The organism is Daejeonella sp. JGW-45, assembly GCF_029360805.1.
GTDB lineage: Bacteria > Bacteroidota > Bacteroidia > Sphingobacteriales > Sphingobacteriaceae > Daejeonella.
This window is the reverse complement of the sequence record NZ_JARKNC010000001.1, coordinates 508758-520996: the sequence shown is the minus strand read 5'-3', so window position 1 is coordinate 520996 and position 12239 is coordinate 508758. Positions and strand designations below refer to the sequence as shown.

General features: G+C 44.2%; 12 protein-coding genes. All 12 read left to right on the top strand.

What is annotated here, in order from left to right:
- The first annotated feature begins 11 nt into the window (after positions 1-11).
- The 12 genes from P2W76_RS02380 to P2W76_RS02325 all read left to right on the top strand — a co-directional run bounded on the left by P2W76_RS02380 (position 12) and on the right by P2W76_RS02325 (position 12160).
- Positions 12-488 carry a hypothetical protein gene (locus P2W76_RS02380; RefSeq protein WP_276345877.1) on the top strand — a complete coding sequence of 159 codons (477 nt, stop codon included), beginning with the start codon at positions 12-14 and terminating at the stop codon, positions 486-488.
- Between the two features lie 474 nt (positions 489-962).
- Positions 963-1688: a GNAT family N-acetyltransferase gene (locus P2W76_RS02375; RefSeq protein WP_276345876.1), complete on the top strand. Its 726-nt coding sequence runs from the start codon at positions 963-965 to the stop codon at positions 1686-1688.
- Between the two features lies 1 nt (position 1689).
- Positions 1690-2880 carry an argininosuccinate synthase gene (argG, locus tag P2W76_RS02370; RefSeq protein WP_276345875.1) on the top strand — a complete coding sequence of 397 codons (1191 nt, stop codon included), beginning with the start codon at positions 1690-1692 and terminating at the stop codon, positions 2878-2880.
- 1 nt (position 2881) lies between these two features.
- A complete protein-coding gene (gene argC, locus P2W76_RS02365) occupies positions 2882-3871 on the top strand; it encodes an N-acetyl-gamma-glutamyl-phosphate reductase (RefSeq protein ID WP_276345874.1) in 990 nt (329 codons plus the stop codon).
- A gap of 182 nt (positions 3872-4053) precedes the next feature.
- Entirely contained in the window at positions 4054-5208 is a 1155-nt protein-coding gene (locus tag P2W76_RS02360; protein WP_276345873.1) for an aminotransferase class III-fold pyridoxal phosphate-dependent enzyme, read from the top strand.
- A gap of 68 nt (positions 5209-5276) precedes the next feature.
- A complete protein-coding gene (locus tag P2W76_RS02355; RefSeq protein WP_276345872.1) occupies positions 5277-6239 on the top strand; it encodes an acetylornithine carbamoyltransferase in 963 nt (320 codons plus the stop codon).
- Positions 6236-7048 (top strand): acetylglutamate kinase, encoded by an 813-nt coding sequence (argB, locus tag P2W76_RS02350; protein ID WP_276345871.1) that lies wholly within the window; start codon positions 6236-6238, stop codon positions 7046-7048. Before P2W76_RS02355 ends, argB begins: the two co-directional genes overlap by 4 nt.
- On the top strand, positions 7048-7863 hold the full coding sequence (gene proC, locus P2W76_RS02345) for a pyrroline-5-carboxylate reductase (RefSeq protein ID WP_276345870.1): 816 nt from the start codon (positions 7048-7050) through the stop codon (positions 7861-7863). The genes argB and proC overlap by 1 nt, the downstream gene beginning before the upstream one ends.
- A 4-nt stretch (positions 7864-7867) precedes the next feature.
- Positions 7868-8926, top strand: a complete 1059-nt coding sequence (locus P2W76_RS02340) for a M20 family metallo-hydrolase (protein WP_276345869.1) — start codon at positions 7868-7870, stop codon at positions 8924-8926.
- On the top strand, positions 8927-9520 hold the full coding sequence (locus P2W76_RS02335) for a GNAT family protein (RefSeq protein WP_276345868.1): 594 nt from the start codon (positions 8927-8929) through the stop codon (positions 9518-9520).
- On the top strand, positions 9513-10847 hold the full coding sequence (argH, locus tag P2W76_RS02330) for an argininosuccinate lyase (protein ID WP_276345867.1): 1335 nt from the start codon (positions 9513-9515) through the stop codon (positions 10845-10847). Before P2W76_RS02335 ends, argH begins: the two co-directional genes overlap by 8 nt.
- A 47-nt stretch (positions 10848-10894) precedes the next feature.
- Positions 10895-12160, top strand: a complete 1266-nt coding sequence (locus P2W76_RS02325) for an aminotransferase class I/II-fold pyridoxal phosphate-dependent enzyme (RefSeq protein WP_276345866.1) — start codon at positions 10895-10897, stop codon at positions 12158-12160.
- The last annotated feature ends 79 nt before the right edge of the window (positions 12161-12239 follow it).

The following is a 12239-nucleotide window of genomic DNA, read 5'->3' as shown; positions in this document are numbered from 1 at the left end:
TCTATAAAATCATGAAAACAATATTCAAAAGCACTTTAATTTTAGGCTTCGTAGCAGTCTTCGCGGCTTGTTCTACAACAAACACGGCAACAACACCCACCGTTTCGAGGGGAGATGTTTCAGGAAAATGGACCGTAACCAGCGTTGATATGCAGGGCTTCCCGGCGGGTACATCGGCCGGTAGGGTATTTGATATAGCAAATGCGCAGGATTTTCAGGGCAGTACCTGGGATTTGAAAGGCGGCGGTACAGGTACCATCAGCCTCACCAATGGAACTGTCCAGCCAATTTATTGGTCGATTAACAAGACCACAGCAATGCCCACTTTTCAGTTTAAAAAGCTGATGGACGGTCAGAGGCCAAAAGACGTCGAAACGGGTTATTCCATTGAGTTTGGCGATGTCTCCAACAACAGTGTAGTTTTTAAGACTCCTGTAATGACGTCGGGTCAAACAGCTTATATTAATTTGACCCTTGCGAAACAGTAAAGGAGTTGTAGGTTATAAGTTGTAAGTTTTCCGAACACCTGGAAAATTAATTCAGACCTTTTTTTACAGCGTATAGAAACTTATAACCTACAACTTATTACTTACAACTTACTCCTTGTTAACAAATTGTAATAATAAACCTGTCCTATTGTATTATTCGAGATTTTCTCTGTTATTTGCATAATAATTAGAAACACACATACTATTAAAGATGAATAGTTTAAACTACCAAACACACACGGGATCTGCAGGTCACCCGGCTTGCCAGGCGGGTTGTGTACGTAGTAATTTCAGCGCTGAAAAATTAGTATTGCGTTTCCGACGACCCTTTATGCCGCGGACTTGATCTTGGCATCAAAACATACAGCCGGTAAATTCTTCCGGTTCCTCAATCAATGATATTATTCACAAAAGGAAAGACTAAAAACGTAGTCTTTTTTCCGCCTCAAAGCCGGATTTTTTTCTTCAAAGTACATGAAAGAAAACGAATTTGTTGTCATTCCGGCAACAGAACAACATATTAAATACGCTGAACAGATCTGTGATGAAATGGCAGAATCTGCTAAGGCGAGGGGTACGGGCATTGCCCGGAGAAGCCCGGAGTATATCGTTCAGAAAATGCTTGAGGGCAAGGCAGTTATTGCATTGCATGAAGATGGGACCTGGGCCGGATTTTGTTATATAGAAACCTGGAGCCATGGTACCTTTGTAGCCAATTCGGGCCTGATAGTTAATCCGCAATACAGGAATAGGGGCTTAGCCAGAATGATCAAGAAGGCAGTGTTTGAACTTTCAAGACACAAGTACCCTGAGGCAAAGATATTTGGCCTTACCACCGGTTTGGCTGTGATGAAGATCAACTCGGAGCTAGGCTACGAGCCGGTCACGTATTCCATGCTTACCCAGGATGAGGATTTCTGGAAGGGCTGCCAGAGTTGCGTGAATTACGATATCCTTAAAATGAAAGAGCGTAAGAACTGCATGTGTACGGCGATGCTCTGGGATCCCGAAGAAAAAGCTAAGGAGATCGAAAGGAAAATGAGGGAGGCTGATGAGCTTAAGCAGAAGCAGGATGAGGAGCGGCTAAGCAAAGTATCGCGGAAGCAGAGCCTTCTGGAGAGACTTGAAGAAAAATTGCGCAATTCATTAAAAATGATTGCTATGACGAGTATTACAATAATTAAACTTTTACAAAATTAAAATGAAGAAGAAGGTAGTTTTAGCTTTCAGCGGAGGTTTAGATACTTCGTTTTGTTGTATCTATTTAACGAAAGACCGTGATCTGGAAGTTCATTCTGTGATCGTTAATACCGGAGGCTTTTCCGACGACGAGCTGAAGAAAATTGAGAAACGCGCTTATGCACTTGGTGTTTCTTCACACGCAGTTGTGGATGAAACCGAGAATTACTATAACAGCTGTATTAAGTACCTGATCTTCGGAAATGTGCTGAAGAATGCAACTTACCCATTGTCCGTAAGTGCTGAAAGAGTAAGCCAGGCTACAGCTATCGCTAATTATGTAAAGAAAATTGGAGCAGACTACGTTGCTCACGGGAGTACCGGTGCTGGTAATGACCAGGTACGCTTCGATATGATATTTAATATCATGATCCCTGGAGTGGAGATCATTACTCCGATCAGGGACCTGAAGTTAAGCCGCGAAGCAGAGATTGAATACCTGAATAAACATGGTGTGGAATATACGGCTGAGAAAGCAAGGTATTCCATTAACAAAGGAATTTGGGGAACTTCTGTTGGCGGTAAGGAAACATTGACATCCCGCGAAACTCTACCTGAAGAAGCCTGGCCTACGCAGGTCTCTGAAACTAAGGAGAGAGATATTGAACTGACCTTTGAAAAAGGTGAATTAGTTGGTATTGACGGCGAGAAGTTGTCTCCGGTTAAAGCTATCCAGAAATTGCAGGCCATCGCACAACCTTATGGTATTGGCAGGGATATCCACGTTGGCGATACAATTATCGGTATCAAAGGCCGGGTAGGTTTCGAGGCTGCTGCACCGATTATTATCATCAAATCGCATCACACGCTTGAGAAACATACATTAACCAAATGGCAGTTAAGCTGGAAGGACCAGTTGGCTGGCTTCTACGGTAACTGGCTTCATGAAGGGCAGTTCCATGATCCGATTATGAGGAACATGGAGGCGTTTTTGGCAGACACGCAGGAGACTGTTTCAGGAAAAGTATTTGTTAAGCTTCATCCTTACAGATTCCAGGTAATAGGTATTGAATCCGGGCACGACCTGATGTCGAATAAATTCGGCAGTTACGGCGAGATGAACAATTCGTGGTCGGGCGAGGATGTAAAAGGATTTTCAAAGATCTTCGGCAACCAGACGATGATCTATCATAGAGTTAACGAGAAAAAATAAAATGACAGACGGTAAAATACGGGTCGGAATAGCCGGCGGTGCAGGATATACAGGAGGTGAACTACTCAGGATATTGATCAATCATCCGGCGGTGGACATAATATGCATTCACAGTAACAGCAATGCAGGCAACCCGGTCTATGAAGTGCACACCGACCTGTATGGTGATACCGATCTGAAGTTTACCAGTACGCTATCGCAGAATATTGATGTGCTCTTCCTCTGCGTAGGGCATGGAGATGCCAGGAAATTCCTGGATGCCAACACCATAGGAGACTCCGTTAAAATCATTGATCTCAGCCAGGATTTCAGACTGGCTCAAAACTCAAAGCTGAAAGACCGAAGCTTTGTTTACGGCTTGCCGGAGCTGAACAGGGATAAGATCAAAACTGCAAGCAATATTGCCAACCCGGGATGTTTTGCTACAACCATAGAAATAGGTCTGCTTCCGTTAGCGGCTAAGGGCTTACTGAATTCCGAGATCCATATTAACGCTACTACCGGATCTACCGGGGCAGGCCAAAGTTTGGCAGCAACGTCGCACTTTACCTGGAGAAACAATAACCTTTCGATCTACAAAGCGTTCGGGCATCAGCATTTGAATGAGATAGGGGAAACGTTAACAGCTCTGCAAGATGGCTTTGATCAGACGATCAATTTTATCCCACAAAGGGGGGATTTCACCAGGGGAATTTTAGCTGCGATTTATCTTGAAAGTGATCTGACTCTGGAAGAAGCGACCCAGATCTATGATGATTTTTATGCTGGTCATCCGTTTACGCATGTTAGCACTAAAAACATCGACCTCAAACAGGTTGTGAATACCAATAAAGCCCTGGTGCATATAGAAAAGCATGGCAATAAGTTGTTCATTATTTCGATGCTTGACAATTTGCTTAAGGGTGCCAGTGGACATGCAGTGCAAAATATGAATTTGATGTTTGGCTTGGAGGAGACCATTGGCCTGAAACTTAAGGCCTCTGCGTTTTAATTTTAAAATTAGATTTATGAAGAATAAGAATTCAAAGATGGAATTAGAGTTAACAATGAGAAAACCTTTCATTGATGCACGTCCGCGACGATGTGTATAACACTCCATTAACTAGAAATTCTTAAATATTTATAACAGGTTAAGCTAATTCAAAAGAAAGCCGAACCACAAATCTTACAAACATGAAATTATTTGACGTTTATCCTTTAAACGATATTGAAATTGTTAAAGCGCAAGGCAGCATAGTATGGGATGAAAATGAGAATGAATATCTTGATCTGTATGGCGGTCACGCTGTCATTTCTATCGGCCATACACATCCACATTATGTAAAACGACTAACCGATCAACTAAACAAAGTTGGTTTCTACTCTAATTCAGTTAAGATTCCATTACAGGTTCAGTTGGCTGAAAAGCTTGGGAAGATATCGGGTAAAACCGACTACCAGTTATTCTTGTGCAGCTCCGGCGCGGAAGCCAACGAAAACGCATTGAAGCTTGCATCTTTCTATAATAACAGGAAGAAAATTATTTCTTTTAAAGGTGCATTCCACGGAAGAACATCTTTGGCAGTTGCAGCTACAGACAATCCAAAGATCGTTGCACCGGTTAACGAAACTGACAATATTATCTTCCTTCCTCACAATGACGAAGCTGCTTTAGAGCAAGCTTTCAACGCTCATGGAAATGAGATCTCATCGGTGATCATTGAAGGCATCCAGGGTGTAGGTGGAATTAAAGTCGCCACAGAAAGTTTCCTTCAGAAGATCAGGATCTTGTGCGATCAGTATGATGCGGTTTTTATAGCGGATAGCGTACAGTGCGGGTATGGCAGGAGCGGTAAGTTTTATTCCCACGATCATGCAGATATTGATGCGGACATTTATACCATGGCCAAGGGTATGGGTAACGGTTTCCCGATAGGGGGAATCTCGATTGCACCTAAATTTACACCATGGCACGGGATGCTCGGAACCACCTTTGGTGGTAACCACCTAGCCTGTGCAGCCGCGCTGGCAGTTCTTGAAGTGATGGAGCAGGACGGGCTGATGCAAAATGCCGACGAAGTCGGCAATTATCTGATCGGGGAACTTAGGAAGTTTGACCAGATCAAAGAAGTCAGGGGACGGGGTTTGATGATCGGTATAGAGCTGCCTGAAGAACTAAGCCACGTGAAGAAAAATTTACTTTTTAAACATCGTATCTTTACCGGTGAGGCCAAACCTAATGTTATCCGGTTATTGCCTGCATTGAACCTGACGAGGGCGCATGCTGACCAGTTCCTGGAGGCTTTCAGCCTGGAGCTGTTGGGTAAATTTGAGAAAAGCCTTTCTTAAGGTTAATTTATAGGCTCCCGGCTATAGACCCGGGAGAGCCGTGTTTGTTGTTCTTTTAGCTGCGTATTATGAAACTATTTTCTTCGGTCAGGGATGTAACTGATCTGAAAAAATTTATCGAAGAGGCTTTGGTCCTTAAAGCCGATCCCTTTGCCAACAAATCATTGGGCAGGGACAAAACAATTGGTTTGGTTTTTCTTAACCCAAGCCTGCGCACGCGATTAAGTACACAGAAGGCAGCATTAAACCTGGGGATGAATGTCATGGTGATGAACCTTGACAAAGAAGGCTGGGCTTTAGAGACTGAAGACGGTGTGGTTATGAACGGCACTACCGTGGAGCACATCCGGGAAGCTGCTGCTGTAATGGGTGAATATTGTGATATCCTTGGATTCCGGTCATTTCCAAAGTTACAGGACCGGGAAGAAGATTACAGCGAAAGCCTCTTCAACAAATTTGTCAGGTTCAGCGGAGTACCTGTTGTGAGTCTGGAGAGTGCAACGCTGCATCCTTTGCAAAGTTTTGCGGACCTGATCACCATTGAAGAACATAAGAAGACAGCGAAGCCGAAGGTTGTTTTAACCTGGGCTCCGCATGTTAAGGCGCTGCCCCAGGCGGTGCCGAATTCCTTTGCTGAATGGATGTCTGAAGCGCAAAAGGAAGGGATGATCGAGTTTGTGATCACACATCCGGAAGGTTTTGAGCTTGACGAGAAATTTACTCAGGGAGCAACGATTATCACAGACCAGGATAAGGCGCTTGAAGGTGCTGATTTTGTATACGTTAAAAACTGGTCTTCCTATAGAGATTACGGACAAACTTTACCGGGCGCTGAATCATGGATGATGACCAATGCCAAATTAGCACCTACTAATGAAGCAAAAGTAATGCATTGTTTGCCGGTGAGACGTGACTATGAATTGTCGGCCGAGATACTCGATGGTCCTCATTCTATTGTGATCAAAGAGGCGGGCAACAGGACCTGGGCGGCGCAGGCCGTTCTTAAGAAGATGCTGGAGGACTTGAAATGAAACCGCTTTATGTGATAAAGATCGGTGGAAATATTATCGACGACCCGGTGCAGATGGAAAGCTTCCTTAAGGATTTTTCTGAGTTGGAGGGGTATAAGATACTGGTGCACGGCGGAGGTAAGATCGCGACCAAGCTTGCTGAGGATCTTGGAATTAAATCCGAGCTAATCGAAGGCAGAAGGGTCACTGATGACGAAAGCCTGAAAGTTGTAGCGATGGTTTACGCAGGGCTGATCAATAAGAATATTGTCGCCGGTTTGCAAAAGAGAAATTGTAATGCGATAGGTCTTGCCGGTGCGGACGGAAATATTATCAGGGCTAAAAAGCGTCCGCTTAAAACGATAGCAGACGGCCGCCAGATCGACTACGGCTTCGTTGGCGATCTGGATGATAATTCTGTAGATGCACAGGCAATTTATAAACTGGTACAAGCAGGCTTTACACCGGTTTTTTCCGCCATCACTCATGACGGAAACGGTCAGTTATTAAACACAAACGCCGATACTATTGCTTCTGTGATTGCCGTGGCTATGTCAGGGTTGTACACCACTTCGCTTGTTTACTGCTTCGAAAAGAGCGGAGTTCTTAAGGATGTAAATGATGAAGGGTCGGTTATCCCGGGCATTGATCCGGAGGAATATAAGCAATTGAAGAAAGAAGGTGCTATCCACTCGGGCATGGTTCCTAAACTCGATAACGCATTTGAAGCGATAAGCAAAGGCCTCAGTGAGGTTTATATAGGGAAAGCGGATGCGCTCTCCCGGTTAAAGGAAAAAACATTTGGAACACGGTTAAAATCAGAGAAATAATGGCCAAATCAGAGAGAATTGCAATTTTAGGAAGCGGAAATATTGGGATGTCACTTGCCAGGGGGCTGGTAAAAGCTGATTATTGTAAACCCGGTGATATCACGCTCACCCGCCGGGCCGTTCAGCACCTTTCTGAAGAGGCAGCTCAGGGTTTCAAAACCAGTGATCAGAATTCGAATGCTGTATCAGATTCTGCCGTGATCATTCTTGCGGTTCTCCCGCAACAATTAAATACTTTATTGGGGGAGATCAATGGGGCCATTGATTCGAAAAGGCATGTGGTTATCTCGGTCATATCTGGTGTCAGCTGTGCCGACATCAAGGCTAAACTGGGTAGCGATGTTCAGGTTATCCGTGCGATGCCGAATACTGCTATCGCTATTGGGCAATCTATGACCTGTATCGCATCGGATAACGCCAGCGCTGAAAACATAGCTGAGGTTACAAAAATGTTTGAAACCGTGGGTTCGGTCATTAAGATCAATGAAGATCTGATGACTTCAGCTACAGCCTTATGCGCTTGTGGGGTTGCGTTCTTTTTAAGGGCGATCAGGGCGGCTTCGCAGGGTGGTATCGAGATCGGGTTCCATGCAGATGAGGCCTTAAAAATGGCTGTTCAAACTGCCAAAGGCGCTGCCGATCTTCTGTTACTTCAGAACAGTCACCCCGAGCATGAGATCGATAAGGTAACCTCACCTAAAGGCTGTACCATAGCTGGTTTAAATGAGATGGAACATCAGGGCTTCAGTTCATCATTAATAAAGGGAATCAAGTTGTCGGCCCTGAAGGCCGGCGAACTTTACACAAAAGGATAATATAATGTCTGAAACGCTTATTGACGACAGTGTAGAATTACTTAAAAAACTGATTAGTATTCCCTCATTCAGCAAGGAAGAAGACAGAACTGCATCGATCATTGATGAGTTTTTGACGGCGAGGAACGTTAAAACTGTGCGTAAGCTTAATAATGTATGGGCTTACAATAAGTTTTTTGACGCGGCTAAGCCTACCATCCTGCTTAATTCTCATCATGATACGGTAAAACCTAATCCGGGATATACGCGTGATCCCTTCTCTGCGAATGTTGAAGATGAGGTACTTTACGGGCTTGGAAGCAATGATGCGGGGGGCTGCCTCGTTTCTTTAATAGCTGCGTTTTTGCATTTCTATAACGAGGAAAACCTAAAATATAACCTTTGCATTGCTCTCACAGCAGAAGAAGAAATTTCCGGTCAGAATGGCCTGGAACTGATAATTCCTGAATTGGGTGAACTGGAATTTGCGATCGTTGGCGAGCCTACTTTAATGAATATGGCTATTGCTGAAAAAGGCCTTATGGTGCTTGATTGCATCGCTTACGGAAGGGCAGGTCATGCAGCAAGAGAGGAGGGCGATAATGCTATCTATAAGGCTTTGAGAGATATAGAATGGTTCAGAACTTATAAGTTCTCCAAGAAATCAGAACTCTTCGGTCCTGTTAAGATGAGTGTGACCATTATCGAAGCGGGGTCACAACATAATGTTGTTCCGGCAATTTGTAAATTTACTGTCGATGTACGTGTCACTGATGCTTACAGGAACGAGGAGGTGCTGAACATTATCCGTAAGAACGTCAATTGCGAAGTTACCGCCCGGTCGACGAGGTTAAAGCCCTCATTTATCAGGAAGGATCATCCAATAGTAGAAGCCGGACTGGCTTTGCAAAGAACAACTTATGGTTCACCAACGACCAGCGACCAGGCTTTACTTGACATCCCGTCCTTAAAGATGGGGCCGGGAGATTCTGCCAGATCGCATATGGCTGATGAATTTATTCACTTAAATGAGATAAGGGAAGGTATTGACCTTTATATCAAATTACTATCAAAAATAATATAAATGATACCGGATCTGAATAGAAGTTTAGAAAGTGAGAGAGTGCTTCTTCGTCCGCTAACAAAAGATGACGAAATAGCATTACAGGAAGTTGCAAACGATGATGGCTTATGGATCTACGGAATATCGGATCTTTCGAAACCGGGTGAACTAAGAAAATATATAGCCAATGCCATTGCGGATCGCAGTAACGGAATTTGTGCCGTCTGGGTGATAATTGATAAAGCAACAAACCAGATTGCGGGCTGCACGCGCCTTGCAGAGATTTCGTGGAGGGATGAGCGTGGCCAGATAGGCTGGACTTGGATAGGAAATGATTTTCAGGGAAGCGGGCTTAATAAGGAAATGAAATTCCTTATCCTGAGTTATGGTTTTGAAACTTTGGGGCTAAACCGGATAGAACTGAAAGCTGACGAACGTAACCATCGCTCACGGCAGGCTATTTTGGGAATTGGTGCAACCCGCGAGGGTGTACTCCGTGAACATATTAAGCTGCACGACGGTTATATCCGTAACACAGTGTATTACAGTATTTTGCGGTCTGAATGGGATACCATTAAGGAACAGTATTTTACAAATTTTGTATCGTATGAGTAAGCTCTGGCAAAAAAACACAAACACAGAAAAGTCAGTGGAGAAATTTACGGTTGGCAACGATCGTGAAATGGATCTGTTGCTGGCGCCGTTTGATGTCCTCGGTTCCCTTGCTCATACTCAAATGCTGGAAAGCATAGGATTAATGGAAAAGGAAGATCTTGCACTGGTTCAGAGGGAACTGAAGAAGATCTACAAGGAAATTGAGGACGGGCAGTTCGTTATCGAGCCCACTGTCGAAGATGTCCATTCACAGGTCGAGTTTCTTCTGACACAGAGAATTGGAGAGGCAGGGAAGAAAATTCATAGCGGGCGTTCCCGCAATGACCAGGTTTTGGTTGATCTTAAATTGTTTTTTAGGTCTGAGATCCAGAAGCTTGCAGGGAATATAGAAGTACTTTTCGATCAGCTGATCGTTCAGAGTGAGGAACATAAAGACAAACTGCTTCCGGGTTATACCCATTTGCAGATAGCTATGCCTTCATCTTTTGGTCTGTGGTTCGGAGCCTACGCTGAAAGCCTTGCCGACGATATGGAATTGATGCTCGCAGCCTGGAAGATCTGTAATAAGAACCCCCTTGGTTCTGCCGCGGGTTATGGTTCATCGTTTCCTCTAAACCGGACAATGACAACGGAATTGCTGGGCTTTGATGCATTGAATTATAATGTTGTTTATGCACAAATGGGGAGGGGAAAAACAGAACGGATACTCGCTCAGGCCATGTCTTCTGTCGCGGCAACATTGGCAAAGCTCGCAATGGACGCGTGCTTGTTCATTAATCAGAACTTTGCATTCATTACTTTTCCTGATGAGCTGACAACCGGATCAAGCATCATGCCTCATAAAAAGAACCCGGATGTTTTCGAACTGATCCGCTCAAGATGTAATAAGATCCAGGCCTTGCCAAATGAGATCGCCCTCATGACTACCAATCTTCCATCAGGCTACCACCGTGACCTGCAGCTGCTGAAGGAAAACCTTTTCCCAGCCTTTGCATCATTGAATGAATGCCTTGAAATGACGTCTTTAATGCTGCAGGCTATCCGAATAAAAGAAGACATCTTAAAGGATGCTAAATATGCTTATCTCTTTAGTGTTGAGGCTGTGAATGCCGAAGTTTTAAAAGGTGTTCCTTTCCGTGAAGCATATAGGAACGTCGGTTCGGCTATTGAAAAAGGAGAATTTAACGCCCCCGAAATGGTCAATCATACGCATGAAGGAAGCATCGGAAATCTTTGTAACAAAGAGATCTATGAGTCTTTTAAAGCTACTCTTAAAAACTTTAGCTTTGCAAAAGTTGACAAGGCGATCAGTGCACTTCTTTCCTAGAACCAGAATAGAAAATATGCGGACTCGTTCCGCAACAAATCCAAAAAATGAATATTTCTAAAATTGCGAACACTCTTGAAGGGTCTGAGATCATAAAGATCTCTGGTGAGATCAATGCATTGAAAGCACAGGGTCAGAAAATTGCTAATCTCACAATCGGGGATTTCGATTCCAATATTTTCCCTATCCCAGGTAAGCTTACTGACAATATTATGGAAGCTTATGGTTCTAATCAAACGAACTATCCGCCGGCCGAGGGCGTTGTATCTTTAAGGGACAGTGTTTCAGCGTTTATTAAATCGCATTTTAATCTCGATTACAGTGCAAAAGAGATACAAGTCTCCGGCGGTTCGCGTCCGCTGATCTATGGGCTGTATATGGCTTTGGTTGATCCGGGCGACCGGGTTGTTTATCCAACTCCATCGTGGAACAATAACCACTATTGCCGTTTTACGGGGGCTACAGATGTACCGGTCCAGACGTCGGCTGCAAACAACTTTATGCCTAAGGCATCAGAGATCAAACCTTATTTAAAAGGTGCAACACTGCTGGCTCTCTGTTCACCTTTAAACCCTACCGGAACGATGTTTTCAAAGGAAGACCTTGAAGAAATCTGTGACCTGGTAATCGAAGAGAATAAGAGTCGTTCGGCAAGCGAAAAGCCCTTATATATCATGTACGATCAGATTTATTCGCAACTTACCTTTGGCGGACAGGTTCATTATAACCCGGTATCGCTGAGACCTGAATTAAAAGACAGGGTTGTATATATCGATGGTATTTCGAAGTGCCTTGCCGCGACTGGTGTGCGTGTGGGATGGGCTTTTGGTCCGGAGCACGTGATCAGCAAGATGAAAACTATCATCGGCCACGTAGGTGCCTGGTCCCCTAAAGCAGAGCAGGTAGCCACAGGCAAATTTCTTACCCAAACAGCAGACTGGAATGAGTTTTTAACCAGCTTTAAGGGCAAGGTTCAGAAAAGTCTGGATACGCTTTACCAGGGATTTCAAAAGCTCAAAGCAGATGGCTTTGCGGTAGATGCGATCCAGCCCATGGGAGCTATTTACCTCACAATACAGATAGATTATCTTGGTAAAAAAACCCCGGCGGGAGAGGTGTTAAAGACTGGTGCTGATCTCGTTTTCTATCTGATCAATGAAGCGGGCATGGGCATTGTTCCATTTTCTGCTTTTGGAACAGACCCCGGCATGAACTGGTTCAGAGCTTCTGTTGGCGGATGTTCTTTACAGGATATAGAAGAGATGCTGCCAAAGGTGGGGGAAGCGCTGGCGAAGTTGAAAGTTGAAAGTTGAAAGTTGCTGGACGGAGAAGGAAGGCGGGCAGAAAATAGTTTTAATAAAAAGCCCTGGTAGAGATACCAGGGCTTTTCTC